The organism is Lentibacillus salinarum (genome assembly GCF_042679865.1).
Lineage (GTDB): Bacteria > Bacillota > Bacilli > Bacillales > Amphibacillaceae > Lentibacillus > Lentibacillus salinarum.
Genome location: NZ_JBHTNH010000029.1, coordinates 240,540 through 266,612, shown reverse-complemented (window position 1 = coordinate 266,612; position 26,073 = coordinate 240,540). Strand labels below are relative to the sequence as shown.

Annotated in this window: 30 protein-coding genes and 2 pseudogenes; 7 read left to right on the top strand and 25 right to left on the bottom strand. The window is 37.5% G+C overall.

Annotation, left to right across the window (positions count from 1 at the left end; all coding sequences use genetic code 11):
- Positions 1-293 precede the first annotated feature (293 nt).
- Entirely contained in the window at positions 294-980 is a 687-nt protein-coding gene (locus ACFQ4A_RS16090) for a YIEGIA domain-containing protein (RefSeq protein ID WP_382402442.1), read from the top strand.
- Positions 952-1,158 carry a capping complex subunit for YIEGIA gene (locus tag ACFQ4A_RS16085; protein ID WP_382402441.1) on the top strand — a complete coding sequence of 69 codons (207 nt, stop codon included), beginning with the start codon at positions 952-954 and terminating at the stop codon, positions 1,156-1,158. Before ACFQ4A_RS16090 ends, ACFQ4A_RS16085 begins: the two co-directional genes overlap by 29 nt.
- 145 nt (positions 1,159-1,303) lie before the next feature.
- Here the strand turns inward: ACFQ4A_RS16085 and ACFQ4A_RS16080 are convergent, their stop codons facing one another.
- The 3 genes from ACFQ4A_RS16080 to merA all read right to left on the bottom strand — a co-directional run bounded on the left by ACFQ4A_RS16080 (position 1,304) and on the right by merA (position 5,485).
- Complete coding sequence (locus tag ACFQ4A_RS16080) at positions 1,304-2,119, bottom strand: ZIP family metal transporter (RefSeq protein WP_382402440.1); 816 nt, start codon at positions 2,117-2,119, stop codon at positions 1,304-1,306.
- Between the two features lie 349 nt (positions 2,120-2,468).
- Positions 2,469-3,680, bottom strand: a complete 1,212-nt coding sequence (locus ACFQ4A_RS16075; protein WP_382402439.1) for a D-alanyl-D-alanine carboxypeptidase family protein — start codon at positions 3,678-3,680, stop codon at positions 2,469-2,471.
- 161 nt (positions 3,681-3,841) lie between these two features.
- Complete coding sequence (merA, locus tag ACFQ4A_RS16070) at positions 3,842-5,485, bottom strand: mercury(II) reductase (RefSeq protein ID WP_382402438.1); 1,644 nt, start codon at positions 5,483-5,485, stop codon at positions 3,842-3,844.
- Positions 5,486-6,009: 524 nt separating this feature from the next.
- Here merA and ACFQ4A_RS16065 point away from each other — a divergent pair.
- Positions 6,010-7,266 (top strand): IS110 family transposase, encoded by a 1,257-nt coding sequence (locus tag ACFQ4A_RS16065; RefSeq protein ID WP_382402437.1) that lies wholly within the window; start codon positions 6,010-6,012, stop codon positions 7,264-7,266.
- 89 nt (positions 7,267-7,355) lie between these two features.
- Here ACFQ4A_RS16065 and ACFQ4A_RS16060 read toward each other — a convergent pair.
- From ACFQ4A_RS16060 to ACFQ4A_RS16050, 3 genes and pseudogenes are all read right to left on the bottom strand, one after another.
- Positions 7,356-7,454 (bottom strand): annotated as a pseudogene (locus ACFQ4A_RS16060) (transcriptional regulator); the annotation flags it as partial.
- 324 nt (positions 7,455-7,778) lie between these two features.
- Entirely contained in the window at positions 7,779-8,396 is a 618-nt protein-coding gene (locus ACFQ4A_RS16055; RefSeq protein WP_382402436.1) for a TetR/AcrR family transcriptional regulator, read from the bottom strand.
- Between the two features lie 65 nt (positions 8,397-8,461).
- A complete protein-coding gene (locus tag ACFQ4A_RS16050; RefSeq protein ID WP_382402435.1) occupies positions 8,462-9,871 on the bottom strand; it encodes an MFS transporter in 1,410 nt (469 codons plus the stop codon).
- A gap of 386 nt (positions 9,872-10,257) precedes the next feature.
- On the opposite strand from ACFQ4A_RS16050, the gene ACFQ4A_RS16045 reads away from it, so the two are divergent.
- Complete coding sequence (locus ACFQ4A_RS16045; RefSeq protein ID WP_382402434.1) at positions 10,258-11,214, top strand: arsenic resistance protein; 957 nt, start codon at positions 10,258-10,260, stop codon at positions 11,212-11,214.
- Between the two features lie 132 nt (positions 11,215-11,346).
- Here ACFQ4A_RS16045 and ACFQ4A_RS16040 read toward each other — a convergent pair whose 3' ends face one another.
- From ACFQ4A_RS16040 to ACFQ4A_RS16010, 7 genes and pseudogenes are all read right to left on the bottom strand, one after another.
- Positions 11,347-11,499 carry a hypothetical protein gene (locus ACFQ4A_RS16040; RefSeq protein WP_382402433.1) on the bottom strand — a complete coding sequence of 51 codons (153 nt, stop codon included), beginning with the start codon at positions 11,497-11,499 and terminating at the stop codon, positions 11,347-11,349.
- Between the two features lie 14 nt (positions 11,500-11,513).
- Positions 11,514-12,398, bottom strand: coding sequence for a permease (locus ACFQ4A_RS16035; protein ID WP_382402432.1), 885 nt, complete (start codon positions 12,396-12,398; stop codon positions 11,514-11,516).
- Positions 12,399-12,494: 96 nt separating this feature from the next.
- Positions 12,495-12,833 carry an ArsR/SmtB family transcription factor gene (locus ACFQ4A_RS16030; protein WP_382402431.1) on the bottom strand — a complete coding sequence of 113 codons (339 nt, stop codon included), beginning with the start codon at positions 12,831-12,833 and terminating at the stop codon, positions 12,495-12,497.
- Between the two features lie 215 nt (positions 12,834-13,048).
- Positions 13,049-13,468 (bottom strand): arsenate reductase (thioredoxin), encoded by a 420-nt coding sequence (arsC, locus tag ACFQ4A_RS16025; RefSeq protein WP_382402430.1) that lies wholly within the window; start codon positions 13,466-13,468, stop codon positions 13,049-13,051.
- An 81-nt stretch (positions 13,469-13,549) separates the two neighbouring features.
- Positions 13,550-13,846 (bottom strand): annotated as a pseudogene (locus ACFQ4A_RS16020) (ArsB/NhaD family transporter); the annotation flags it as partial.
- Positions 13,842-14,432, bottom strand: coding sequence for a DUF6744 family protein (locus ACFQ4A_RS16015; RefSeq protein ID WP_382402429.1), 591 nt, complete (start codon positions 14,430-14,432; stop codon positions 13,842-13,844). The pseudogene ACFQ4A_RS16020 and the gene ACFQ4A_RS16015, both read right to left, overlap by 5 nt.
- Positions 14,433-14,699: 267 nt before the next feature.
- On the bottom strand, positions 14,700-14,837 hold the full coding sequence (locus ACFQ4A_RS16010; protein WP_382402428.1) for a hypothetical protein: 138 nt from the start codon (positions 14,835-14,837) through the stop codon (positions 14,700-14,702).
- Between the two features lie 482 nt (positions 14,838-15,319).
- Here ACFQ4A_RS16010 and ACFQ4A_RS16005 point away from each other — a divergent pair, with 482 nt between their 5' ends.
- Positions 15,320-15,640, top strand: a complete 321-nt coding sequence (locus ACFQ4A_RS16005; protein WP_382402427.1) for a hypothetical protein — start codon at positions 15,320-15,322, stop codon at positions 15,638-15,640.
- A gap of 58 nt (positions 15,641-15,698) precedes the next feature.
- On the opposite strand, the gene ACFQ4A_RS16000 is transcribed toward ACFQ4A_RS16005, so the two are convergent.
- The 5 genes from ACFQ4A_RS16000 to ACFQ4A_RS15980 all read right to left on the bottom strand — a co-directional run bounded on the left by ACFQ4A_RS16000 (position 15,699) and on the right by ACFQ4A_RS15980 (position 20,185).
- Positions 15,699-15,917, bottom strand: a complete 219-nt coding sequence (locus ACFQ4A_RS16000) for a hypothetical protein (RefSeq protein ID WP_382402426.1) — start codon at positions 15,915-15,917, stop codon at positions 15,699-15,701.
- A 162-nt stretch (positions 15,918-16,079) separates the two neighbouring features.
- Positions 16,080-16,337, bottom strand: coding sequence for a hypothetical protein (locus ACFQ4A_RS15995; protein WP_382402425.1), 258 nt, complete (start codon positions 16,335-16,337; stop codon positions 16,080-16,082).
- The gene (locus ACFQ4A_RS15990) at positions 16,334-17,353 is read right to left on the bottom strand and encodes a tyrosine-type recombinase/integrase (protein ID WP_382402491.1); all 1,020 of its coding nucleotides are present in this window, start codon (positions 17,351-17,353) and stop codon (positions 16,334-16,336) included. The genes ACFQ4A_RS15995 and ACFQ4A_RS15990 overlap by 4 nt, the downstream gene beginning before the upstream one ends.
- A gap of 92 nt (positions 17,354-17,445) precedes the next feature.
- Positions 17,446-18,591, bottom strand: coding sequence for an AlbA family DNA-binding domain-containing protein (locus ACFQ4A_RS15985; RefSeq protein ID WP_382402424.1), 1,146 nt, complete (start codon positions 18,589-18,591; stop codon positions 17,446-17,448).
- Between the two features lie 13 nt (positions 18,592-18,604).
- A complete protein-coding gene (locus ACFQ4A_RS15980; RefSeq protein ID WP_382402423.1) occupies positions 18,605-20,185 on the bottom strand; it encodes an LA2681 family HEPN domain-containing protein in 1,581 nt (526 codons plus the stop codon).
- Between the two features lie 654 nt (positions 20,186-20,839).
- Here ACFQ4A_RS15980 and ACFQ4A_RS15975 point away from each other — a divergent pair.
- Positions 20,840-20,962, top strand: a complete 123-nt coding sequence (locus tag ACFQ4A_RS15975) for an FbpB family small basic protein (protein ID WP_382402422.1) — start codon at positions 20,840-20,842, stop codon at positions 20,960-20,962.
- Between the two features lie 236 nt (positions 20,963-21,198).
- Here the strand turns inward: ACFQ4A_RS15975 and ACFQ4A_RS15970 are convergent, their stop codons facing one another.
- On the bottom strand, positions 21,199-22,305 hold the full coding sequence (locus ACFQ4A_RS15970) for an IS4 family transposase (protein WP_382402421.1): 1,107 nt from the start codon (positions 22,303-22,305) through the stop codon (positions 21,199-21,201).
- A 184-nt stretch (positions 22,306-22,489) separates the two neighbouring features.
- Here ACFQ4A_RS15970 and ACFQ4A_RS15965 point away from each other — a divergent pair, with 184 nt between their 5' ends.
- Positions 22,490-22,696: a Spo0E family sporulation regulatory protein-aspartic acid phosphatase gene (locus tag ACFQ4A_RS15965; protein WP_382402420.1), complete on the top strand. Its 207-nt coding sequence runs from the start codon at positions 22,490-22,492 to the stop codon at positions 22,694-22,696.
- 39 nt (positions 22,697-22,735) lie between these two features.
- On the opposite strand, the gene radC is transcribed toward ACFQ4A_RS15965, so the two are convergent.
- The 6 genes from radC to ACFQ4A_RS15935 form a co-directional block, all read right to left on the bottom strand.
- Positions 22,736-23,377, bottom strand: coding sequence for a RadC family protein (radC, locus tag ACFQ4A_RS15960; RefSeq protein WP_382402419.1), 642 nt, complete (start codon positions 23,375-23,377; stop codon positions 22,736-22,738).
- An 81-nt stretch (positions 23,378-23,458) separates the two neighbouring features.
- Entirely contained in the window at positions 23,459-24,280 is an 822-nt protein-coding gene (locus tag ACFQ4A_RS15955) for an ArdC family protein (protein WP_382402418.1), read from the bottom strand.
- Positions 24,281-24,388: 108 nt separating this feature from the next.
- Positions 24,389-24,655 (bottom strand): hypothetical protein, encoded by a 267-nt coding sequence (locus tag ACFQ4A_RS15950; RefSeq protein WP_382402417.1) that lies wholly within the window; start codon positions 24,653-24,655, stop codon positions 24,389-24,391.
- 52 nt (positions 24,656-24,707) lie between these two features.
- On the bottom strand, positions 24,708-25,094 hold the full coding sequence (locus ACFQ4A_RS15945) for a hypothetical protein (RefSeq protein ID WP_382402416.1): 387 nt from the start codon (positions 25,092-25,094) through the stop codon (positions 24,708-24,710).
- 15 nt (positions 25,095-25,109) lie between these two features.
- Positions 25,110-25,355, bottom strand: coding sequence for a hypothetical protein (locus ACFQ4A_RS15940; protein WP_382402415.1), 246 nt, complete (start codon positions 25,353-25,355; stop codon positions 25,110-25,112).
- A 96-nt stretch (positions 25,356-25,451) separates the two neighbouring features.
- Positions 25,452-26,057, bottom strand: a complete 606-nt coding sequence (locus ACFQ4A_RS15935) for a 3'-5' exonuclease (protein WP_382402413.1) — start codon at positions 26,055-26,057, stop codon at positions 25,452-25,454.
- Between the last annotated feature and the right edge of the window lie 16 nt (positions 26,058-26,073).

Below are 26,073 nucleotides of genomic sequence, written 5' to 3'. Positions count from 1 at the left end.
GCCTGTAAGTATAATCATAAATGTAAATAATCAACGACGTTTTTCATAGGTGAAAGAAATTAGAGATCTTATTAGATAGTTTCTTTAGGTTGAATTAATAAAATCTTGTTAAGTAAGATTGAAATTTTGTGAGCAATAAAATAGACTTTTAGTATTAAGAAGAAAAGCATTTACCTCTAATAAAGGCAAATGCTTTTTGCAGCCGCACCATCAATGACCGTCTTGCATACATTGATGAGCAAGAATTTTGTTGCTGTTACATTTTAACAGTAGCACTGCAACAGTTTGGAGATGTGAGAAAAATGGAGAAAGAAAGTCTAAGTGACTTAGAAAATACAGAATATACATACCGTGGAGAAGCTTATATTGATGGGATTGCTAAAACATTTGAATCACGAAACTACGTTGCCTTCATCTCAGCATTATTTGTTTCGTTAACAATTACTGTTTTACCCTTTAATTTGTGGATTAATATTGTCTCCGGAATAATAGTAGGATTAGCTGTTGTATATTTCCTAAAACATTTTACAAAGGGAAAAAGCATTGGTGACATTTCAGAAGTTAAACCGGGTCAAATTGAAGTGAAGGATTCTAGCCTCTTTGTTGATGATATTTTTGTTAGCAACCTGTTGGGTACAGATAATGCAGAAAAGTTGTTCAAAGAGGAAGGATTAGCAGTTGTAATCTATCCAAACGAAAACCATTACAGAATTAATCTCGATAATTTCGGTCAACGACAGGCAGCTCTTTTTGAAGCAACTAGAGCATTAGGAAATAAACGGTATCATTTTACACGAAAAGATTATGAAAAGGGCAGAGTTGTTATCACCCTTGTCCCAATAAAGCAAGATATTGATGCTTTAATTGAAGTTGTTAAAAAGTGTCCATTGCTTGAAAGCACCCAAAAAATCCCACAATGTTATGAAAACCGACTTGAAGGGGGAATAAATAATGGGAAGAGAATCAACTATGAAGCCTAATTATGAGATTCTTGCTTATATAACAACGGAAAAAGAGCGAGTATTGACAAGTAATTGCCTTACCCTATTTGCTGAATCTGAAGAATCCTCCAAGGAAATGACAGTTGATATTGCTAAAGCGATGAAAGAGGATGTGGTACATTTAAAAAATGGGGATTATATGGTTATACGAGTTTAAAAAATCAAGCTATATAACGTTATTAAAGCAAATATTATATATAGGGTAAATTAGCCCTTTTAAAGAATATAGATGGGGAATACATATTTTATCCAATTTTCCCCACCCAACTCTTTTAACATTAACGAAAAGTACAACAATGAATTTATCCAAGTGCAACATCAAGGATCATCATTATAGTAAACCCAATCATTAAACTCATGGAGGCCAAATCCTTGTTACCCTCTTCTTGTGAACCTGGAATAACCTCTTCTGCAACAACAAAAATCATTGCACCCGCAGCGAAACTGAGGGCATATGACAATAGTGGTTGAATAAAAGTGACTGCTAGCACTCCTACGATTGCTGCTATAGGTTCAACCATTCCTGAAAACTGTCCATAAACAAAACTCTTCCTACGAGACATTCCTTCTCTTCGAAGCGGCAAAGATACTGCAACCCCTTCTGGAAAGTTTTGAATACCAATACCAATCGCTAATGCAATAGCTCCTGTTAGTGAAGCAGAAGGGAACCCGGCAGCTACTGCTCCAAAAGCAACCCCTATTGCAAGTCCTTCAGGTATGTTGTGTAATGTAATTGCAAAAACAAGTAGTGTACTGCGTTTCTTCTTTTTTGGTTGAATCCCCTCAGCATGTTCTATTGGAGAATTTGGATGAAGATGTGGAAGTATCTTATCTATTCCCCATAAAAAAATACCGCCAAGCATGAACCCAATAGCTGCTGGAACCCAGGCAGTTGTTCCATTATCCTCTGCCATATCAAGGGCTGGGGAAAGGAGTGACCAAAAGCTTGCTGCAATCATAACTCCACCCGCAAATCCTAACAGACTATCCATTAACTTTTGGTTAACCCCTCTAGTTGTAAATACCAAAGCAGCCCCAAGTGCTGTCATTCCCCAAGTAAAAAGAGTTCCGATTATAGCTTGGGTTAATGGGTTAAAAGATAAAAAAAAGTCAAACACACTCTAATCTCCTTCAATTAGAATATTTTAATATTGATTCCTAATGTATGCCACTTGTTCAAAATGTTTCATCAATCAAACATTTTAGTCCTTTATAAAACAAAATTCAATTTATTCGATTACAATTAACAGCATCTATAATATAACCGGTTATTGTCACTGTATATGTCGACTGACAGTTTAAAGTGAATAGGTATACATTTTCCCATTCTGCTGTTCTCAAGAAGCGATAGTGGAAATGCAAAAGCGATGAAACCGGAATCAGTGAATTTGAACGATGAGGATTATTTGATTTTGCGGGTTAAACTTACAATTGCTATAAAAAATAAAGGGACTTTGTCCTTGCTGACTAGCCCCCATTTGAAGTATTTACTTTCTTTACTAATTGTCTAATGTGATAAATTATACCTGCTATACTTAATACAGTAATAAACAACATAAATATAAACTCTAAAAAATGCCCTCCAACCATAGAACTCGTTTTTGCGTCCTTATTTGCTATGATTTCTTCTTTAATTTTTTCCTGTTTTACAACGTTTTCTTCTGTTTCAACTTTGTTTAGAGGATAAGAAGCTATTACATTACCGGCTTCATTTGTTACTTCTAATGATCCATTATCAATGACTTTCTTACTCACTTGCTCATTTAAAGAATGGGTGTAGGGGATTCTTTTCGGTGCCATATATTTCTGTTCGCCAAGACTAAATGTAGCCCCCTTAGAAATACTAGATGTCTCAAAGTTTTCAAATCCATAGTCTAGTAGATTAGTAGTATCATTGTAAGCTGCTGATTGTATATAACTATTTAAAGTTATTACAATTAAACTTAAATTCTTCCTTTCCGCTGTCGTTGCCAGTGTAAAACCAGATTGATTAACAAAACCCGTTTTTCCACCGGTTATTCCTTTGTACGGTATTTGTCTCATTAATTTGTGGTGCGTAATAAGCGTGGTATCCCAAGACGCACCGTTCCATTTTAACTTTTTTGTGCCAAATATTTCTCGGAATGTTTCATTTTTCATTGCGTATTGAGTTATTTTAACCAAATCTTTCGCTGTCGTAACGTGATTAGGATCAAAAAGACCGTGTGGATTTTCAAAATGGGTATTCTGTACACCAATCACGTTTTTTAGATATTTGTTTATATCTGAAGAAAATTGTTTAACACTTCCACTCAAATGTTCTGCAATTGCAACACCTGCATCATTTCCAGAATTAATCAATAATCCCTGAATAAGCTTCTTTAAAGTAACTTGCTCCCCTTCCTCCAAATAAACGCTGGTCCCTTCTGCATTTCTTGCCTTCTCACTGACGGTTACAATATCATCAAGATTACCTGTTTCTATCGCATAGACAGCTGTTGCAATTTTAGTTAAACTAGCAGGATACATTTGTTTATTTTCATTTTTGTCGTAAAGGACTCTGCCAGTTTTTGAATCAATCATGATTGCAGCTTCACTTACTAACGTTGGAGGATTATTATCGGATTCAGCAAAAGCTTTGGACATGGAGAACATGTTTATGGCGACAATGGTTGTGATAATTATTATTACTTGTTTCATGTTAGCACCACTTTTTACTAAGTTAGGTATTGTCCATTTATAATTCTAACTATTTTTTTCGAGAAATTGTACAGTTTTATTTACATGTAATAAATATTTAACATTGTTAATTGCTTGTAATAGGTAGAATTAGGAAGTATCCATAACCTAGCTTAGATTGTTTATCCGGCACAACAAGAAAGTTTCGAAACATCTTTATCAAGCGTAAGAGCTACTAATTTTAACCCTTCTGCCATTGTTAAATATGGTGCAAGACTTTCACGCAAATCCTCCACAGTTAAACTAAATTTAACTGCTAATGATGCAGCATAAATCACATCTCCTGCATTTTCAGATACAATATGAACCCCAAGCACTTTCAATGTTTTTGAATCGGCAACCAGCTTAAAAACCCCTGTTATCTCATGATTTACTTTCGCTCTTGGAACGGAATCTAAAGGCAACAAAGATGTTTTGACTTCATATCCTTTTTCTTTTGCCTGTTCTTCTGTTAAACCAACTGTTGCAATCGATGGATTTGTAAACGTCACGCTAGGTACAACGGTTAAATCTAATTTTTTATTTAACCCAGCAATCGCATTATCAGCAACAATTCCACCCTCATAAGCTGCTACATAGACAAATTGAGGTCCTAATGTTACATCTCCTGCAGCATAAACCTTTTCATTACTTGTTCTAGCATAATCATTTATCAATATTTCTTTTCGTTTTCCGACTTCAACCCCTGCTGCACTTAAATTTAGAGAATCCGTATTTGGTTTTCTTCCTGTTGCAACAAGTAACTGCTCTGATTCCACAACATGTTTCTTGCCATCTACAGTAATATACACCTTTTTTACTTCTCCATCTTGTTCTACATGCTCAAAAGTTGCCCCCTTTACAAAGCTTATGCCCTGTTCAATTAAAACTTTTTCTACTGCTTCTGAAATCTCTGGGTCATATTCTTTTAAAAGACGCTCACTTCTTTGCATAAGCGTTACTTCTGAACCTAAATTATGAAATAATTGTCCAAGCTCCATTCCAATATAACCTGAACCAATAACTGTTAATCGTTCAGGCAACTTTTTTAATTCAAGTAGTGTTGTACTTGTTAAATAATCGACTTCTTCCAGTCCTGAAATCGGGGGTAAAGATGGAGAAGCTCCTGTTGCTATTAAAAAGCGCTTTGCGGAAAGTTTTTCTCCATTGACCTCAATCGCATTTTTATCAACAAACTTGGCTTCACCTTCAATTAAATCAAACCCATATTCATCAATTAGATCAACATATTTTTGATTGCGAAGCTCACTCACCAATTCATTTTTTTGCTTGATTAAAGGTGCTAATTCTACATCTCCCGCAGACGTTTGCAGTCCGGCAAATGGATTCACCTTTGCCAGATGATTGATTTCCCCAGAACGAAGGAGTGTTTTTGATGGAACACAGCCGATATTCACGCATGTTCCCCCAACTGTTGCACGCTCAATCATTCCAACTTTTGCCCCATATTCAATCGCTTTAATGGCAGCCGAAAAAGCAGCGCCACCAGAACCAATAATAAGTAAGTCGTAATCACTATCATTGTCTAACACAACATCTTTTTCTTGTGGTGACAATTCTTCTATTTCTCCAGGTTTATAGTTTGCTTCATCAATCGCCTTACTTGCACGTTCAACCCCTATATAATCGGGTAACTCAAATACTGCTTCATCGCGACGAAAACTAGCCTTAACATTTTTAGCACCTATGTTTTCAAGTGCTACTGCCACATATTCTTCACAACCAGTACAAGTCATTCCTTGAATGCTAATCTTAAATTTATTCATTTATTTATCCTCCTTGTATATTATGTTTAGACCTATTTTTCAGGTCTCTAAAAGCTAGATTTGAACCTTGAAAATTAAATATTAGCTCACCCTTCCTTTAATAGGTGATGGAGGGCGTAGCTTCGTAAATGAGTGTTTGCTTGCGCAGCAAGCTAACGCGAATTACGAAGAAAGCAAGCGCAAGCGCGGTAGCTAACTCTGTTAATTTTCAAAAGAGTGTTTACGATGCTGAGCTGTCTTTGGGAAAATAGCCATAGGTAGTGTCCTACCAAGGGAATGTTCCGATTCCTCCTGTTGCCCCAAAACTTGGGTGTCTTCCAAATTCAGAGTGTTCCCCTGGCCCTGTGATATAGACCTACACGTTGACTGTTTCCCGGCTGGTTGGCCCTCCCGCAAAGCAGAAGGAGGCACGTGCATCGCTGGCTCCCGGTGTATTCCAATAGCTCGCAAGGCTGTCGTTCACAGGTTTCCCAGGGACATCTCAGCATTGTAGGCGCTACAACCCTCGAGTAAAGGAGGTGATCATGATGACGTCACCCTTGTTCGTCGGAATCGATGTAAGCAGTAAGCACAATGTCGTCTGTTGTTTAACCCGGGACGAGGCAAAGCGCCCCGTCAGCCGGTTTACGATCACCAATAATCGACCTGGTATCAAGGAGTTACAAGATCGAATCTCAAAGCTTGTGAAAAAACATGGCTACGAACAAATCCTGTTTGGCCTTGAACACACCGGCAATTTTTCAACACATGTTGCCATGTATCTGCATCGTCATCTGGATTTTGGCGTTCCGGACAAAAACGTCTATGCTTTCAATCCGAGTCTTATCAAGCAATTCAAAAAATCGAATTATCTGGACGCGCCCAAAAATGACCGTGCAGATGCCTGGTTCATTGCCGCCAAGCTTCGCGCAGGGAATCTCCCGCACCCTTTCACATGGAGCGAGCCGCAAATGGCCTTACAGCGCCTGACACGGACGCGCTACCATCTGATGCAGGATTTAACACGGGAGAGCAATTTCCTCATGACCAACTTGTATTTGAAATTCAGTGACTACTCGATTAATGGTCCCTTCAAACGCAACAAGCTGGGAGCTACCTCCCTGGCTGTCATGGAGGAATTCGAATCTGTTGAGGATCTGTCCGGCATGTCTTTGGACAAGCTGATTGAATTCCTTGTCCGTCACGGCAAAAATCGGTTTGATGACCCGGAAGCAGTTGCGCGTTCTCTAAGAAAGGCAGCGCGTTCTTCTTACCGTTTGCCTGATTCCATGGCCGATTCTGTTAATCTTGCCATGGCCTCAAGTATTCGCATCATCCGTACGGTTCAGGAACAACTCAAGGTGTTGAAAAAGGCGATTATTGATCATTTGGGGACAATACCCCAAACGCTGGACACCGTTCCAGGGATCGGTCCAATATTCGCCTCCGGTATCCTGGCCGAAGTCAATATTCCGGAATTCAAAACCCAGCAACAGTTGGCCAAGTTTGGCGGGTTGGCTTGGAACCAGGATCAATCCGGTGATTTTACTGCCAAACGAACACGGCTGATACAATCCGGCAATCGCTATCTAAAATATTACTTTGTGGAGGCTGCAAACAGTGTTCGGATGCATGACCCTGTTTTTGCCCAATACTATGCTAAAAAGCTGGCGGAGCCGAAAGAATTTGCCGATAAACGTGCCCTTGCGCCTACAGCCCGCAAACTGGTGCGGTTGATCTTTTACCTGCTGAAGACCAACCAAATTTATCACCAGGAAGGAGGAATCCGACAGAAAAATTAAAGTAAACTATTACCTAATATGATTACACCTATTATTTGACATTATTTACATTTTTTGTAAGTCATTTAGGGTGGGCTTAGTTCCCTATTGGCAAAACCAGATGTATTAGTTGCTTTTAAATCCTCTTGTATTAGATTTACTTTTTCTTCGTCATAACAGTAAATCTCGCAAGTATCTTTCTTATCCATATTATCACCCCGATTTCATTCAAATATTTGCTTGAATATAGTATAACCATTTTAAATTTATCATTCAAACAAAACTTTGAATGAAGCAAACAGAAGAATCGGGGGTACGTACTACGTAGTTCACTTACCGTGGAGAAAACTCAAAATACCCACTTAAAAACATTGCTTTGTGGCGCTGTCATTAAAAAATAAAACAATTCAATTCAATGTGAACTGAGCTGTTTTATTTATTTTTATTCTTTAACAATCGCACTCCGAAATGGAATATTGAACCAAATGGCTTTGGCACATAAATAATACAGAAAAGCCTGTCAAGATTCTTGTTTACGATTTCGGCAGTTCCAGCAAAAAATAAATTTGATCCATAACCTCCGATAATACCTGATCCTTTGAAACCCGATCATCTAGCAGGTACATCATGATTTGTGCCGCCAAGACACTGTACATCAGAGTGACTGATCTATCGACTGGATAGGAATCAGATAAATGACCGGTTTCTTTTTCCTGTTCCAGCACCTTTGCCATTAAAGACATGAACTGTTCATCAATATCGAGCATTTTGTCAGACACGTCTACAGAGCTTTCGGTCCCATTAGCCATAACTGAAAACAACCCTCTATAAAATGAACGCGGGAATTGATGAAACACTGTCATTGATAGTGAAATGATGTCGCATATTTTTTCTTGGAGAGTGAGGGAATCATCCTGCTGGATCTCTGCCGCCCGTGATGATAAATCAGGCAGATTATTACGGAATATTTCCTGCAGCAATTTCGATTTGGATTCGTAGTAATTATAAAGGGTGCCTACACCGATATCACATTCTTGTGCGATGTCCTTCATAGCTGTTTTTACATATCCTTTAGAAATAAATAGACGTTTGCCCGATTGTAAAATTACTTCTTGTGTTTTTTCTTTCTTTCGCTCTCTAAGGCCGCTCATTCTTGATTCCACTTCCCTTCTTCGTATAAAGCAATTCTGATATAGCATCAAAGTATCGTTTTCATTTACTTATAAACATTAGAAGTTTCTTTTCGTTTTGAGGTTATAAACAAAGCGATGATAGCTCCCAGAAGTGACACCACAACACAACTAAGAAGCGCTTCATTAATCGCTTCCGCCTCGTTTATATTAGCCTTGAGCTGACTTTGCCAGATAGCCGAAACGACAGATATGCCCAATCCAACTCCAAGAAGAAATATCGAATAGGAAATACGCCAAGCTGCATCCGACTGCTCAGGTAATATATCTCTGTCCCGGATGTTGACACTCAAATCTTCCTGGGCAACGAACCCCGCTCCAGCAATTGCTAACGGAGCAAGGAAAAACACCCATGCCGTTTCGGCAGAGACATGTGCCAACCAAAATGTTCCAATAGCCACGAATAAGAAACCAGGAACCACCAACCATCGTGCATCCAAACGTTTAGTAAGGGATTCAGTGACAGGTGCCGCGAACATTCCACCGACAATAACAGTCAACAATAGCAATCCGGTAATCAATGCAGAATAACCAATCTGAGTCTGCAAAAAATCGGAAATAGCAAAATAAATTCCCATACTTGCGAATTCACTGGCCCAACGTAGGAAGTTACCCAAAGCAAAAGATCTATTGTTGAATAATCTTAGGTTAACTAATGGTTGCTGTGCACGCAATTCAAAAACCACAAAGAAGAATAACAGGACGATGGACCCTCCAAAAGAGGCTAAAATCACCGGTGAAAGCCACCCGAACTGTGAGCCTTCAATGATTGAGAAAAACAATAAAAAAAGTCCAAAACCACCAAAAAACAAACCAGCTATATTTTGCATTTTTTGATCATAAACAGGGATTGATTTGGTTATGACAATAGGCGTAATCAAAATAACAACTATCCCTACTAGGACGTTCAGCCAAAAGATGTATTCCCAGGACAGAACTGTTGTTATAGCCCCGCTTAACGGCGTTCCCAACAGTGCCCCTAGAATAAAGGCAACACCTTGTACTTTAAAAGCTAACTTTTGTTTTTTACCTGAAAAGGAGGACTTAATCAAAGCAAAGACACTTGCTTCTATCATGGCAGCTCCGATACCTAATACAACACGCGCACCAATCAAAAACTCCATTGATGGAGCAAGAGCACACGCAATCGAAAAAATGGTGAAGATTGTTACGCCAGATAGGAAAACTTTTCGCTCCCCATAGATATTGGCCAGTGCAGCACTTGGATGTAAGAAGACGGCAAAAGTTAGGGTAAAGGCCGCAATCACCCATGTAGCCTCATCAAGCCTGCCTCCCAAGTCACCCATAATGGTTGGCAACGGAATGAACATGGAGGCAAAATCCAAAACCACTACAAACGAACTCATTGTCAAAACAATTAACATCATCCATTGTTTTGTTTCAAAAACCGTCCCTTGTTGCTTTTCATCATTCATTATGGATCCCTTCTCTGCTTTTTTATAAAACGAAATAGCTATGTAATTATATTCATTAATGAATCATGTTCATAAATGAATATGGTTCACATTTTAAATGTATCATTCTTACCTGTCAATATTTAACCACCAAGTACTGTGGAGAAAGAATATAAAAAATAAACCACTCTGTTCTTTAGAGTGGCTCCATCACTGTGTTTACTTTAAAATAATATTGATGTATTTATTCAACAATATTGCACGATCGTATCGTGTAACAACTTTATTGTCACTCAACAACAATGTTAATTGGTAATAAAAGCAATAATTAATGTACTGTACTATAATTGTATGTACGAAAATTAATCATACACACCCTACCTTTTTAAAAGAAAAGAGATTTATTTATGGGAACAATAGACAAACTACAAACCTTTATCATACTATTTGCTGTTGGTTTAGGTCTTTTGTTAGGTCAAGCAGATATAATTGAACAATATGCGGAGACTTTAGTTATCCCGTTTCTATTCTTGATGCTTTATGGGTTGTTTTTAACGATTCCATTGCAGCAATTAAAGAAGGCTTTTTTAAATATTAAATTCCTGGGATCCAGCACGATCATTAATTTTATATGGACACCTCTATTAGCTTGGGGGTTAGGGGCCGTTTTCTTATCCGATTATCCAGCTTTATGGATTGGTTTTATCATGCTTATGGTGACACCTTGTACAGATTGGTATCTTGCATTTACTGGCATAGCAAAAGGAAATGTATCTCTTTCAACATCGGTTTTACCGATTAATTTAATTCTACAAGTGGTGCTTCTACCAGTATATTTACTACTATTTGCTGGAACCATTGAAACAATACCCATATCGACGCTTATAGACAGTATATTGATTGTATTGGTTATTCCTTTTACGCTTGCTCACCTTACGCGATTCTTATTAAGAAGAAGAGAATCTGTTTTAAATAACAAGATCATCCCCTTTTTCGCCAATGCTCAGATTTTCTTTTTATCACTGGCCATTATGGCAATGTTTGCTTCCCAAGGTTCTTACTTACTTGAAAACCTGGAAGTCATTTACATTTTAATTATACCAATTTTGATGTTTTTTGTTATTAACTATGTGATAGGGCGCTTGGTTGGAAGGTTCTTAAAGTTTTCCTATGAGGATTCGGTTAGCTTAAGTATGACGATTATTGCTAGGAATTCACCAGTTTCTTTAGCTATAGCTGTGACAGCATTCCCTAATCAGCCTCTCATTGCTCTAGCTTTGGTTATTGGACCTTTGATTGAATTACCCGTACTTGCCATTGTCTCCCAAATACTGCTTTTCACAAGAAAAAAGAGTAAAAAATGAAGGTTATCCTATATCATGGAGTATCTCTTTTCTATGGTTATGTCGCAAAACAACAGATTCTGACATTAAATTGGCAAAAAGGGCCTTGAAGGGAAGCCCTTTTTGCATTAGTTCCAGATCCTAACCTTCTTTTTAAGCCTCTTTCTGTTGCTTATCAGTGTTCTCCTTTGAAGATCCGCAACAGCTATTATCTTCAGTCGGTTTGACTTCCTCAATTTCAACACTGCAGCAATCTTTGTTGGATTTAGAGAACAATCCTTTCAGAGCCGATTTTTTATCTGCCATGGATTTCACCTCCTTTAAAGGATGATTTGTACGATAAATCCTGTGCTAATCGCAACAACTAAAATAGAAATCACAAAAGCTATAACTAACTTTCGTTTAAACAATTTACTTAATAAAACAACCTCGGGAATACTTGCTCCTGCACCACCAATTAACAAAGCAATGACAGCACCCATCCCCATCCCTTTGCTAACTAAAGCTCCTGCTATAGGTAAGATGGTTTCAGCCCGAATGTACATTGGAATTCCTATTACTGAAGCAATGGGAATGGTCCAGAAAGTATCACCGCCAGCATATTTAACAATGAAATCCCGCGGAACAAAATCATAAATAAACGCTCCAATAAAAACGCCGATAAGTAAATATGGCAGCAAAGGATAAAAGAACGACCATGCATCTTGAAGAGCTAATTTCCATTTGGAGACATTCTGATCTCCGTTTGAGTTTTCTCCTTTTCTTACTCTTACTTCTTTAACTGAATGTTTTAGTCCTAAAGCTTCCCAAACGATTCCGATAAGTATTGAAAAAATGCCTACAACTATTGCATAATACAACGTTAGCTTCCATCCCAATAAAGTCCACAGCAAGATAATAATCACTGGATTTAGGAGAGGTGAAGCAATTAAAAACGACATAGATGGCCCAAATGGAGCTCTTGATGACAGCAATCCGGCTAAAATGGGGATTGTAGAACAAGAACAAAAGGGTGTAAGAGCACCTAATCCCGTACCATAAAGATATCCACTCCATTTATTCGGACGGTCAAGTACACGTTTAATTCGATCCTCAGTAACCTTCTGTTGTAGTAAACTGACTAAGAAACTAATGAAAATAAACAAAACAGTCAGTTCAGCAAACAGAATAAAAAACGTTTCTAAAAAAGCTAAAAAGTTATCCATGACTTCCCTCTTTCCTGATACATAAATCAACTTTTTTTGATATTTACATTAAAAAAATCACTTAATCAACTTTATTTGATGTAATGCTTAAATTTTTTACCCGTTAGGATTAGGGTAAAAAATACAGCAAAGTTCTTCTGAAAGGAGATTTTTTATCTCGGTATCATTTAATCGATAATAGTTCCATGTCCCAATCTTTTCACGGAGAATCAGATTAGCATCAAGTAAAATTTTTAGATGATAAGATAATTTTGACTGAGATAATCCTACAATTTCTGTAAGATCACAAACACAAATCTGCCCCCGCTGATTCAATTCAAATAGTATTTTTAAACGCAGTTGATCAGCTAATGCTTTAAACTTAAGTTCGTATGTTTCAAACAATCTTTGTTCCTTTTGTATAGGTTGATTCCTAAGTGTCTTCAAATCAATCATCCCTTATGCATCAATTATTTTTGATTTAATTGCATTGTATGCCACCGCAAAACATTTGTCAACGAAAAATCAATTTTTTTTGATGAATAAGTTGGAGATAATATGGATAACCAGCTTCGTCCAATTAACTAAAGGGTCATATTTGGTTATAAAATTATATGAGCCTAATGGATAACAGAGAAGCCATGAGATGATCCCATAGCTTCTCTGTTCATTTATTCACCCGTTTCAGCAAAACGCTTGATTCTGTCTCCAATTTCATCTCTTACATGTTGGAAAACAGCCCATTTTTCTTGTTCCGTTCCTTCAGCTTTTGCAGGATCGTTAAAGCCCCAGTGTTCCCGTTTTACATGGGGAGGTGTCATTGGGCAACGATCTTCTGCATCAGCACATAATGTCACTGCCATCGTAGCATTATTCAAATATTCAGGATCAATTTTTTCTGACTTTTGGCCAGAAATATCAATTCCTACTTCCTTCATTGCTTTAACGGCATTGGGGTTCAAGCCGTGTGCTTCAATCCCTACACTTTTGACTTCCCATTCGTCTCCCATATATTTTTTCGCCCAGCCTTCTGCCATTTGGCTTCGGCATGAATTACCTGTCCATAGGAAATAGATTGTTTTTTTGGACATATTCATCCTCCTTTTGTTTGATAATGACAAACATCATGTTTCGTCTAAAAGCGATTATATAATCAATAATGTCAGATACAAGCCAAATAAGGTAATAAATAAAATAGGTATCGTTAAAGCTATCCCGATTTTAAAATAGGTTCCCCAGGAAACAGGAAGTTGGACGAACTCACTCGCGAAGTAGCCGATAACCAATAATCCAAGCACATACCATGATAACCGGAACATCTTCATGTCTTTAATGGCATCTACGGGTTCACTTAATTTGGAAACCTCATAGGATCTGGGGATGCTTTTTCTGAAATAAATCAATAAGACAGTAATGGTTGCCGTCAATGCAAAAAGGTTCGGAATAATCATCCGGGATGCATATTCAACAGTGTTTCAGTTTGTCCTTCGGGAATTGATAAATCCCACCATTGGGTCCAACCGGTGTTGGTGACATGGATTTCAGAATGTCCATAATCATAACACGCAAATGTTGGGCTGAATGGTGATTGCTGTACAATCCGAATAAAGACTCAGCTTCTTTGGCCAATTCATGAGCTGTTTGATCGTGTGCTGAGATTTCCATCCGGTAATGCTCTTTATCCAAAAGAAGGACTGCTGCCTGGCCATCATAATCCAGGCGTTTTCCTTGCTGGTCGACGGTTTCACAAACGATATTCCGTTGAATCATTGTCGGGTCCGAGTATACTTCACGAATCAGGTAGTTAAGATGAACATCTTTTTGATTCGTCTTTCTCCTTGTTTTCACCTCTTGTGTTGCCCGGCGAAAAGCATCTGCCTGTCGAATTTCTTTAGGCATCCACTCCTCACCGAATCCAGCCTGGTTTAATTTTTGCAGCAATTCATCTCTTTCGATGAGTTGCTGGGCAACACTGTACCATGTCAAATGACCGATAATACCTGCCTGATTTTCATTATCTACTGCAATCGTGTTTTGAAGTACACTTGTACTCATTTAGAAAGTCCCCTTTCATTTAATTTTTTTATTCAATTACAAAGGGAATGCACTCAATTGATAGGAATAATGAGAGCATTTCCCTTTGTGTTTATTTTTGGCGTATTATAATAACTAACGCCACAACACTTGTAATTAATGCAACAACCGAAATGATACTTGCAGCAGTTAACATCTTTTTTTCCTCCCTTGATTCCGTGTCCGTGTCTTGATTATCGAGAACAATTGGAGTATCATTATCTGTAATATGATGGTGAGGGCATCCCCTCAGTTGTTATTAGAATCCTTCTCCCGTTCCTGCGGGTTTGGATTCTTTTTCTTTTTGTGGTTGATTGCCGTGGACAGCGTAACAACGGCAGTCATTAAATTAGTTAAAGCCACAAGAAGCGAAATCATATCCACCATCTTTTATCACCTCCCTTCAAAATTTTTATATAAAAAAAGACGTATCCCTTCATTAAGAAGTAAATACGTCTTTTAAAAAAGTCACTTCTGTTTTAAAACAAAAAAGCTGACAGTTCCCATACGGGGCACCATCAGCTTTTAAATATCTATACAACGTATGTCAATAATAGACATATCTCACATTTTATACATCAAATGCCGTTTCAACCAACCCAATGTTTATTAATCACCGGGGCAAACGAGCTTTTATGGCGGTGTTGTCCATTGCCGCCGATCCATTTTCCTTCTTAATTGAAGGTATAAGGAAAACACATCCCTTGGATGGGACTCTATCATCGAATCTCCTTTAAAATAAAGGTATGACGAGATCCACAAAAGTGACAATAAATGATATAGCTTTATTTTATCATAATCTTAATAGAAATAAAATATATATTGGAAACAATAGTAAAAAATGCAAAGAAAGGAGAAGAAGAATTGTCATGTCAAAAATTAAGTATTTTAAGAAGTCTATACTAATATTTGTTTTGTTGGTTGTTTACCTTGTTGCTATGGCTCCTATGGCAAAAGAAATTCCTGAAGAAACTTTAGAGAGTTTTATTCATACTAACGTTAAATTCTTGAATTATGTAATACCTATTTTGACATTCATTTATATTATAGGAGTTTCTTTTAGGCGTATTTGTGGTAATAATAGTAATTCTAATAAAAGTACCGAAAAAAAGAAGCACAAACTATCTCTTGTATTTGCTCTTTTAATTATATGTTTTTTAGCACCGTATATATTTGGCGTGTTATTTTAAACTAATTCGGGGTACGACATATAAATAGATAAACATGTAAATGTTAAGCTGTTCTGAATTAGAACAGCTGTTGAATTACAATCCACTCTCCATTTTCTTCTTTAATCCATTTGCGTTGGATTAGGTCATTAATAATCCCTCGGATTTCGTCACCCTGATGCCCTGACCGGGATTGCAGCTCTGAAAGCGAAGGCAAACGCCCCTTTTTATTATTATGCTGTAAGATAATGAGTAATTTCCTTTCCAGGTCTGATAGTTGGTTATCGAAAGTAAACATATGTAACTCTCCCTTATTATATGGCGTTTTCGGCAGTTGATTTATGATGATCCAAGCAACCGTGACAAACAAATTGTCCTTCCTTAAACCTTCCATCGTCTGCAACTATCCCGCAAATCGAACACGAATGATAGACCAACGCGCTTACCATAATTTTCTCCATTAGTACCACTCTCCAGCCAACGAATAGTGATACCATTCTCCGTTGTCAAAATATACTCTTAGACATTGTTCATTTTCATTCCACCTAATTTCTTTGATATGTTCCTCCGTATGCTGCTTACGCATTTCCGGATCCATCATGAAAACATGCGCTTTGTATGTTTGATCAAACAACTCTTTTTGCTTATCAGTTAAGACGTTATACCCTTCTATATTTTCCATGCTTAACCCCCTGAACAAGTTTTCGACCTTTTTCACCCTTTAATCCACCTTAATTTTTCCTTCATTTGTTTTCTTCCAGCTTGTGTATAGCGTACTGTTGTTTCAATTGCCGGTGTTCCCTGTTTTGTAACGTGGCCAAGATAATAGGCAATTTCTTCAAGTGTCCAGCCGGCAGCCCTTGCACGGTGAGCGAAATCATGCCGGAGATCATGAAACGTTATATCCTGGACATATTCCCACTCGTCCTTTGTTGCTTTTGCTCTCAAATTGCGGAACCAATGATGAATACCTGGCTCAGTCAGTCGGTCAGCCCGTTGTGACACAAATACAAATGAACTTTGCTTATCTTTCCTAATGTCACTTTCCAAATAATCCTCGAGTGGCTTCCGGACTTTATTCAATATATCAATCTCCCGCATTTTATCATTTTTGAATCCGACCTTGAGCCATCCAATTTTCGGGCCAATATAGATATTATCCATTTTCATCCAGGACACATCACTAACTCTGCATCCTGCCCAATAACCGAGTGCGAATAATGCTTGTCCACGAACGTCATTTTCCCGTTCCACTAAGTTACGCAAAATGAAACGCTGGTCATCTGTTAATTCACGGGGAGCCATAAGGGGCTGCACCGGAATGTCTACATCGGATGTTGGATTTTTATCCAATAATTCTTTTTCCTCAATAAGCCATTTTGCAAAACCAGATAGTGCCGATTTCATTCGTTTCCTGTGATTGACACTATATCCATGTTGGTCTAATTCTTCCATATACATTTCAACAGTTGTCTTAGTAAACAGATCCATCCGGAACATCCCATTACTGCCCGGTTTTTGTATCACCCATTCCATAAATTGTCTAATGGATCTGATATAAGCATCTGCCGTTTTGTCAGATTTCCTTGATAGGATTTTCCGGTATTCTTCGAGTAACGTTTGCTGATTAGGGAAAGTTACAATTTTTCGCATAGCCAAAATCCCCTTAAAATGTTGATCTATAACAAAGGTTGATTGTTCCACATATCCCATTAAACCGTCCATTAACGGCACTATCAAAAGGTTTCCCCTAAGCTAAGTATTTTTTTCATTTAAATATATTAACTGGTATTATGGAATCATACTGTTCACCTAAATTTTGATTTCTAAATAAATGTTCCTGTAAAATTTCTGAGCATCTTATTTAATGCTATCCCTACTGATAGCCTATGTTTAATATCTTTGGCTTCCTCTTTATCACCTATATCTATAGTAAAATAAGCATTATCTGCTTCGTCAACATAGCTTTCTAACCTTGCTAAGCGACCCTCTACATAAGCCTCGAAGGATAACTTTTCTTCTTCATTCTTAAAATACAGAACAACTTCATCGAGGTTTCTTTTTGCATACACTTCTTCCATATCCTCATCATCAAATAAAAACTTCTGCAGTTTACAAGCTATGCTATCCTTCAAATAATACTTGTAAGTGTATTTATAATTGATACTCCGCCGTTCCCGACCAACAAATCCCCACTCTGGTACTGGTGTTTTATACCTGCCGCTATCTAAAATCACTAATTGAAAATCGTCTAGCACTGTTTCATTACACATAATTTTTAAATCTTTGTACATGAACTTTGAATTTGTCTGGGAGTAAACATAAAACTCCCCGAATCTTCTATCGTACTCATCGTCATATTCTTCTACAAGTTTAAATTCTGGTTTATAAATATTATAATGTGTTTCGTTATTTTCAACCCATTCAGATTTGTTCTCTAATCTATTTACTATCTGTGTCAATGGTGGTTGGGTTAAACCAAGTCTTTTCTTCCATAACATCTCAATCTGTTGAATATTACCATTTTGACTGATCGGGGTATTCTTATCTTCAATCCTAGTGTAAATGTACCCTTCTCGTATATTGCTGTACCTTTTGCTCTTTTTCTTTAAGTAAAAAGGCACACTATAAGAGTTGGATACTATAAGGATGTCAATTTCCTTACCATCAATTTTAATGGTCTCCACCCTTACTTCCGGTGTATTATCACCTGCAAAAACTGTATTGGAAAGCAAATCTAGTATTGCTACTTGCTTACGTCTATTTTCATCATTAAGCCCAACAATCTCCCCATCATCTGTAACTCCAATAATTAGATAACAATCCATATCGTGCACGGTGTTTGCAAAACAAAGAACGTCATGTATTAACCTTTCATTATCTTTATGCCACTCTTGTTTGAAATCCCAATAGTCTCCTTCAGACTTTTTGCTAATTAACTTATAAATTTTCGTTTCTAAGTTACGTTCCATTGTTAGCCCCTTTTTAAAAGAGTTGTTTCCAATCATCGTCATATCGATCCATATACATTGGCATAATCCGTTTTTCTAAATTATCGGTTTTTCTCTTTCTCTCTTCTTCCAAGTGCACAGCCATAGTCAATAAAATTATTCCTTCTCTCACATAAGTAAGAAGTTTCATTACCGCACTTTTAAATTCATCAACAGTTATAGAATATGCTAAAGTATCCTCTCTTTCTAGCTGGGATTCCCTCGTTATTGGATAAAAAAAACTATCATGAACCTTTAAGTATCTATGCTCCAAGTGGTGACGAATTTTAGAAATATGTTCAATTGTCGGTTCTATATAGTGATGTTTTACCTTTTGTTTCCCAATATCTTTACATAACCAATAAAGACCGATTAATGGAAGATTAAATGTTTCCCTATCTGTCATCCTAGACTTTAAGTTCACTTTTAAGTTGTAGGGGTTTTTCCCTTTATTAATTCGCCCCTTCCATATAGACCGGTAGGATACATCCCTTTCCTTTATTCCTATTTCAAAATATTCATTTACTAAAAACGCAATACGATCAAACAGCGAATATAAACTTCTATAGGAATATTTCATCTTCTCTATTGAAATGCCGTAGGTAGGATAATCCAGTGTATTTACAAGATGAACATCTTTATCTGAAAAATGTGCTCCTTTGGAGGATAATGCATCATACACCATAAATCTGGCGGACACATACTCTTGTTTAATTTGATTGAACAAGCCATGATATTTTTGTCCTTCATCAATTTTAGTCACAATGTTAGGTAAATGAAGAATATCCTGTGCAGAAACTGAGTAAGGAAAAGCATCACTTAATGTATTGAGAAACAGGGTATTTTCAAGACACCACTTTCGATAGTTAATTTCTTCTTCCGAATCCCCTAAGGAGTATTCATCAAATTCATAAGGTTCCTCCAGGAGTTCTAGCGGATACCAGTTCTTTAATCTGCTAATTAAACTTTCATAATGTGTATAGGCTTCTGGCTCGACCTTCTCATATTTCAGAACTTCATTTAATAATTGGTAAGATTCATTAACGAAAACCAATTGATGGCCACTATCATAATCAAATGCAGCATAATCCATTAAAAATCCGGCAAAGTTTCCTATTGCCATCGGAAAGTCCCTACCTACACCAAACTTTAAGTATGAAAGAGCCTTAATAATCCTGCCACATGTGTTTAGTAAATTGGCATAGTTAGTATATGCCATTAATAAGTACATGGAAACATACTGAAATTCTTCAGTGTCTTCCTTTAAACCTTCTCCCTCTTGGTACGAAGTTAGATTTTCGATAGACAGTCTGAACAATAACAAACACATCTCAAAGTCTTGTTCATTATTCATATCCTCTGAATAGCTTAATGCACCTCTGTATTTAAGTTGGATATAGTTACTGTAGGAAGTAGCTCCATGATAAGCAAGAATTCCTTTTTCAATAAGCTTATACTCCCCGGATTCGACCCAACTCAAACAGTCCTCTGCTATTCTGTGTAGAGTATCCGTATCTTTTTCATCAAAAGCCCTATCGGCTAACATACCAACAGTATGAACATCTTCATTAATCATGAAATTTCCTCCAAATAGTCTATACCTAGTATTTTACAATAATAAATACGGATTGTTTAAATGGAAAAGTATACTTAATCAAAAAAACAGAGTAGAATATACGTTTGCTTAACTGTCGGTTAATATTATGTCGGACTATAAAGAGCTAAATGTCTAGTTTAACACACCATGTCTTCCACAATCCGGCCCTATATGCGATGTTGTGCTGGTGCTATTCCTTATTAGGGAAACCATTAATAGAATACTTGAAACTTTATTAAACCAAATTATTTACACTCTCGCTGTTCCATTATCGGGCCCTTAATGGAACAACATTGACATTGAATTTTAATCAAAGTTTATTCCAAACTTCTTTTTATAAATTTGCTCAACAATTTCTGTTACGAGATTTCTATCTTCATTTTATCAAATTCCATTTATTCCATCCATATTTCAGGCGTATATTTCGAAATAACTCGTAACATAACACCCATTCTGTTACGAGTTTTTTATTTACACCGTACCCTATGCCGAAATGGTTGTTCAATCAAAAATTGTCAGATACGCACATCAAAAAACGAATTTTCACATATTTGTCATAACCTTGTTGTTTAATAAGAAGGATATTGTACTATAATATAGTTAGAAATAGTCTGATAAAGGAAGTGGGAAACTATGCGTGAACAAATTAGCATAGAGGAACTTATTGACCAAAATAAAGAGGATTTACTCAATGATAATGAAGCATTGAAGGAAATCGAGCAAAAAATAGATGAAAAATACTCAAAGGAAGTTTAAAACTCAGCGGGAGTAAATCCTGCTGCGTTTACTATTCTTCAAAGTTGAATATATTTCCATAAAAGGAAAATTTTTTGTATAATATATCACTAGCGTTGCATTAATATAGAGTGAATATTCTGTAATCCGTTTAATTCTATTTTTCGCCAAAAAGACAAACCTTAATGAAAAAGTGGCATTGTCCATTTGGTAAAATTATACATTTATTCCAGGAGAGAGACCGACAACTCTATTGATTATGGTATTCCGCTAATGCGACGAAGCCAGTGACGGCAGTCCTTCCACAACTTAGCTTTTAAAAATCGGCTGATCTGCAATATCGTTTTTTTGGATTTTGTGTTGAGCTGGATTAACACATGCAGACAATACACAATCAGTGCCGAAAAAATTTGATTGATAATAGCTGTTTCACTTTGACCGTAAAATTGCTTGATCTTGACATGTTGCTTTAACCATTTAAAGAATAACTCAATTGTCCAACGTGAACGGTACATATCACTGATTTCGCTGGCTTTTAGGTCGAACCGGTTCGTAATAAGCCGTAATCGATTTCCCTTTGAGTCATCCACTTCAATCAAGCGAAAAAGGTTATCCATGCGTTTCGTTGGGCCACCAACGGCAACCATTTCATCAGATAAGATAGTGGAATCCTGTTCCACATCATAGCTTTTGATTGTCCGCGTGATGGAGTTTTTCTTTAACCGAGAGACGAAGAAATAGCCATCATCTGTCATGCGATCAAAGCGCTCATAATCCATATATCCACGGTCAAACACGTAGGTTGCTTCCTTATCATCCACCAACACTTCTAATTGAGTGCGATCATGTTCGTTGGCAGGCGTGATGTTGGCGTACTCTGGATAGGAAGCACCATCTTCCATGAATACCAGTCGCAAATGCAGCTTTACACCACCTTTCGTTTTACGAAAGGTAGCCCATGGATGGTTTGTCAGGTTTAGTGGTATGGTACTTGAATCAATAACTTTTACGGGCATCACTTGCCGGCCTGGCTGCGAATGGCGTATTTGATCAACTAATTGATAGAAGATTGTGGCCAACAAGTTAGAATCAACGGCACGGTGTTTACGTGACAGCTGGGAAACGCTAATTGAATCCAGTCCCAATTCCTGTTGAATATCGTCATCAAAGAGTGTATCGCTCATTGCATGTAAGCTTTCCACTTCTTCCAGGTGGGAAAGTAATAACAGCTTGATATACGTGTAAGTCGTAAACTTTTTCGTATACCGATCCTGCCCGGTTTTCATGATTTGTTCTGAAAGTTTCTTAACATTAATAGGTGAAATCCATTTACCAAATGATGATAATAGTGTATGATTGTCCATATTCAGGTTCCTTTATATTGGATTTGGACAATTACCACCAATTCCATTATAAAGGATTTTTTTATACCCGAAAACCTATATTTTGGATAATTGGCAAGGTTAGTAATTTTCTTTTATTATTTATGCAACGCTAGTGATAATATATAGGTCTTAATACTTAATTCAAATTACCTAAGGAGATTTCATGACACAGACCCTACATAACTTATCACAATTGATTGAACAGAAAAGAGAACAAATGATAGCAACGGCTAGCAAGTATGGTATTGAAAATGATAAAACGCTGAAATGCAGCCAAGAACTAGACAAGTTAATTTGGAAACATCAGAAAGCACAGCAATCTAAAAATAGAGATAGAAAAGAACCTTTCACACTTTCAAACACAAAATAAAAAGGAACCCCGCAGGATTCCTTTGTGTCTCTCTGTAACTTACATATATCCTTTTTCTTTTAAGGAACTAAATTTCCTATCCCCAATAATAACGTGGTCAAGTACTTCAATGCCTGTCATTTTGCCACATTCTACGAGACGATGTGTGACAGAAAGGTCTTCACGGCTCGGACTCGGATCACCGGATGGGTGATTATGCAAACATATCATGGATGCAGCTGCATAACGGAAAGCATTTTTGAATATTTCTCTCGGATGAACAACCGAAGAATTAAGACTACCGATAAAGATTGTTTCTTTATGGATCACCTCATTTTTCGTGTTCAAGTATAAGCATACAAAATGCTCTTGCTGCAACAGTCGCATTTCTTCCATCATCAAATCAGCAGCATCTTCCGGTGAACGAATAACATTGTATTCCTGTCGTTTACAGCCTGCCAATTTTTGCGACATGTTAAAGGCTGCAATAACTCTTTGTCCTTCAATTTCTGATAATCCTTCTTTCTGCAACTCCCAAACCGTCATTTCAGACAAATACCGGATACCATATGCTGATAGTCTCCCGCACATTTCCGGTGTTGCCTTTGGCCCAATCAATACAGCCAAAATGTGTTGCAAATCAAGGTTATTATTTTCATATTGAGTCACAGCTTCTCTAGCTGCATTAATATATTTTTCCATTTTATCTCCTTTCCGAATCCCCGGCCACAGTGGCACGAGGATTCATGCCACTGTTTTATGCCGAGTGGAAAGGCAAAATTTTTATTCGGTTCCTAGTATATGGTCACAAGCTTTTTGTGCTTGTTGCGACGCTTTAACAATCAATGTTTTATCGTTCTTTAGTGCCCGCAACCATGACTGGATATAACTGGCTGAGTTATCTATGGTTTCATTGTCAATGCCTGTTACACCGCAAAGCATGGAAGCTCCTAGTTCTGCCACCAATTCCTCTTTACTGTAATTTTCACTGCCGAAACGGTTGTGCTGAACAACACCTTTTCGATTTAAACGGTCACTATGGCCGGTTGAATGAGTCATTTCATGGAACAGTATGCTGTAATATTCGTGGATGCTCGGAAAATCCTCTTTTGGTGGCACATTGATATGGTCATCCATTGGTTTGTACCATGCTTCTCCCGGTAGATAGGAAAATGTTGGCCTGTTGCTGTAATTTGTTTTGACAGCTTCAGCTTCCTCAATTGGATCATGATGAAATTTTTCCTCTTGACGTTTCCGTTCCAATCCATCTACCTGCTCACCGACTTCAAAAACACGGTAGTAACGAAGGACTGGAATAGTTTTCGTTTCTTCCTCTTGTTCATCATCATCAACTTCAATCATTTTCCAAAACACCACAAGATGGGATTTTTCACCTTTCTTCACATTTCCACCAGCTCGTTGGATTTGACGAAAAGTTGCGTACTCCCCGCCACTTAACAGCATGGTATTAATACCCCTGTATAGTTTCTGCGTTACCCAATTGACTGCAATACCACCATTCCAGGGTTTTTTCCACGGGATTGTACCTTCCTCTAACTTTTTGATAATTTGTTCCGTTACGATTTCATAAACTTTTCTGCTCATTGTTCTCCTTTCCACTACAAGTTGCACCAAGTGGCACAACTTCATAGTGCCACTCGGTTACTGCCAGAGTGGAAGGCAAATTTCATTTATCCAATCATCAACGTTCTTTTACACTTCGTAAAACTCGGTCCAATAAATGATGCCATTATTTTCAAGGTCAAGGACTTCACGCAGCTCCTGTTTTGACCAGCCACGTTTCCTGAGTGAAATGATCATGCGTAACCAGTTATCCCACCATTCAAAGTGACCTTCTATATAGAAAGCACATTCGCCTTCTATGAGCCTGCGGTGTGTGTCTTCCGTCCAGCCCCAATCATCATTACTCGGTTCATTTTCCAATTCTTCTTGTAACGGATTGACTTTTATATTATTCATAAATCTCCTTTCCCACTTATCCCGGCAAGCATGGCACGAGATAAGTGCCACCCTATTTATGCCGGAGTGGAAGGCAGGATATTTTAGCAAGAAGTCTATTTTCTTCTTCTTTAGAGAGTGTACGAAAATGGCTGTCAAGATACTGATTTATTGACATGTCCATATAAGAAGCCGCAGGTATATAATGGTCAATTGGGACAAGGGAATGAACTCCCTTTAGTCCCAAATACCCCGGCTGGTTGGCACTGCGCTCACCAGTTCCAACAAGCAAAAACTCTCCCTTTTGTATGGGAGGGGCATTTTTGATGGCCTGCCTAACACAGACAATATCTGCAAGTGTCAAACCCTCATTTGTTTCCTGTATTTCTTGAAATTTTTTATATTCCCTTCTTAAATTTCGTTTATTTTTGAAACGGATATAAGATTCCTGATAACCCATTTTATCCCTCCTGTATTACTGAACAACCGCAGTAATTTCTAAATAGTAGTTAGGATTGCCTTTTCCAGTTGATACAAAAAACCTATCATTCTTATCCACTACAATGACACGCTGTTCACCGTCATAGAATGACGAATATAAATAGGCGCGTTCCCCGTGAAAATAGATTTCACTGATGTATTTGATTCGTGAATGGTTGATAAGACTTTTCCGTAACCGCTGAAGGTTCGTATCCACTATTTTGTCTTGAATAAAATGCATTTTAACTCCTTCCCACTACAAGCTGCACCGAGTGGCACAGCCTGTTAGTGCTACTCGTTTTTTACCGGAGTGGAAAGACATATTTTTACTCACATTCTATTTTCTAAAATCTAATACTATTGCATTGGATGGACAATAGACTAAATTCCGTTCAGGTGTCCTCACCATTTTGTTAAGGAAAAATTCCATTGCATGTTGCCCGTGTACGCTCACCTGCGCATCAAAAACAGCTTTTGTCATCGAAACATCATCACCAGCCCGGTGTGTTTGTTGCCGATCTGCCACATAGCGTGGATATACATGTTTTAATGATAACGACAGGTGCGGATTAGTGAGATACTCAATCGTTCGAGTACACATAAAATGCTTTGGAATGATCCCAAAGTGGTGATAAAGAAACCCCAGGTCGAAATTAGCGTTATGTGCAATGACCAGCGTTTCTTCATTAACGAATGTCTTTAAAACAGATTTGATTTTTTCCCTGCTTATTCCCTGTGCATTAACATTATTAGCTGTTAAACCTGTTAGCTCTGTAATATCGTCAGGGATTTCCACCCCATCCGGAAGTTGAATTTTTGACGAAAACCCTTTTGGATTGAACCCGTCAGTTTTCAGTACAGCGACTTCCGTTGGATAGTCCTGCTCAGGTGACAGTCCTGTCGTTTCAAAGTCAATGAATAGTAATTGAAAATCTTTAAACATGTTCTCATTCCCCCAT

Bases quoted from the DNA above. Each gene is read 5' to 3' on its own strand.
- ACFQ4A_RS16085 (WP_382402441.1), top strand. From the start codon at position 952: ATGGGAAGAGAATCAACTATGAAGCCTAATTATGAGATTCTTGCTTAT.
- ACFQ4A_RS16075 (WP_382402439.1), bottom strand. From the start codon at position 3,680: ATGAAACAAGTAATAATAATTATCACAACCATTGTCGCCATAAACATG.
- merA (WP_382402438.1), bottom strand. From the start codon at position 5,485: ATGAATAAATTTAAGATTAGCATTCAAGGAATGACTTGTACTGGTTGT.
- ACFQ4A_RS16065 (WP_382402437.1), top strand. From the start codon at position 6,010: ATGATGACGTCACCCTTGTTCGTCGGAATCGATGTAAGCAGTAAGCAC.
- ACFQ4A_RS16055 (WP_382402436.1), bottom strand. From the start codon at position 8,396: ATGAGCGGCCTTAGAGAGCGAAAGAAAGAAAAAACACAAGAAGTAATT.
- ACFQ4A_RS16050 (WP_382402435.1), bottom strand. From the start codon at position 9,871: ATGAATGATGAAAAGCAACAAGGGACGGTTTTTGAAACAAAACAATGG.
- ACFQ4A_RS16045 (WP_382402434.1), top strand. From the start codon at position 10,258: ATGGGAACAATAGACAAACTACAAACCTTTATCATACTATTTGCTGTT.
- ACFQ4A_RS16040 (WP_382402433.1), bottom strand. From the start codon at position 11,499: ATGGCAGATAAAAAATCGGCTCTGAAAGGATTGTTCTCTAAATCCAAC.
- ACFQ4A_RS16035 (WP_382402432.1), bottom strand. From the start codon at position 12,398: ATGGATAACTTTTTAGCTTTTTTAGAAACGTTTTTTATTCTGTTTGCT.
- ACFQ4A_RS16030 (WP_382402431.1), bottom strand. From the start codon at position 12,833: ATGATTGATTTGAAGACACTTAGGAATCAACCTATACAAAAGGAACAA.
- arsC (WP_382402430.1), bottom strand. From the start codon at position 13,468: ATGTCCAAAAAAACAATCTATTTCCTATGGACAGGTAATTCATGCCGA.
- ACFQ4A_RS16015 (WP_382402429.1), bottom strand. From the start codon at position 14,432: ATGAGTACAAGTGTACTTCAAAACACGATTGCAGTAGATAATGAAAAT.
- ACFQ4A_RS16010 (WP_382402428.1), bottom strand. From the start codon at position 14,837: ATGGTGGATATGATTTCGCTTCTTGTGGCTTTAACTAATTTAATGACT.
- ACFQ4A_RS16005 (WP_382402427.1), top strand. From the start codon at position 15,320: ATGTCAAAAATTAAGTATTTTAAGAAGTCTATACTAATATTTGTTTTG.
- ACFQ4A_RS16000 (WP_382402426.1), bottom strand. From the start codon at position 15,917: ATGTTTACTTTCGATAACCAACTATCAGACCTGGAAAGGAAATTACTC.
- ACFQ4A_RS15985 (WP_382402424.1), bottom strand. From the start codon at position 18,591: ATGGAACGTAACTTAGAAACGAAAATTTATAAGTTAATTAGCAAAAAG.
- ACFQ4A_RS15980 (WP_382402423.1), bottom strand. From the start codon at position 20,185: ATGATTAATGAAGATGTTCATACTGTTGGTATGTTAGCCGATAGGGCT.
- ACFQ4A_RS15975 (WP_382402422.1), top strand. From the start codon at position 20,840: ATGCGTGAACAAATTAGCATAGAGGAACTTATTGACCAAAATAAAGAG.
- ACFQ4A_RS15970 (WP_382402421.1), bottom strand. From the start codon at position 22,305: ATGGACAATCATACACTATTATCATCATTTGGTAAATGGATTTCACCT.
- ACFQ4A_RS15965 (WP_382402420.1), top strand. From the start codon at position 22,490: ATGACACAGACCCTACATAACTTATCACAATTGATTGAACAGAAAAGA.
- radC (WP_382402419.1), bottom strand. From the start codon at position 23,377: ATGGAAAAATATATTAATGCAGCTAGAGAAGCTGTGACTCAATATGAA.
- ACFQ4A_RS15955 (WP_382402418.1), bottom strand. From the start codon at position 24,280: ATGAGCAGAAAAGTTTATGAAATCGTAACGGAACAAATTATCAAAAAG.
- ACFQ4A_RS15950 (WP_382402417.1), bottom strand. From the start codon at position 24,655: ATGAATAATATAAAAGTCAATCCGTTACAAGAAGAATTGGAAAATGAA.
- ACFQ4A_RS15945 (WP_382402416.1), bottom strand. From the start codon at position 25,094: ATGGGTTATCAGGAATCTTATATCCGTTTCAAAAATAAACGAAATTTA.
- ACFQ4A_RS15940 (WP_382402415.1), bottom strand. From the start codon at position 25,355: ATGCATTTTATTCAAGACAAAATAGTGGATACGAACCTTCAGCGGTTA.
- ACFQ4A_RS15935 (WP_382402413.1), bottom strand. From the start codon at position 26,057: ATGTTTAAAGATTTTCAATTACTATTCATTGACTTTGAAACGACAGGA.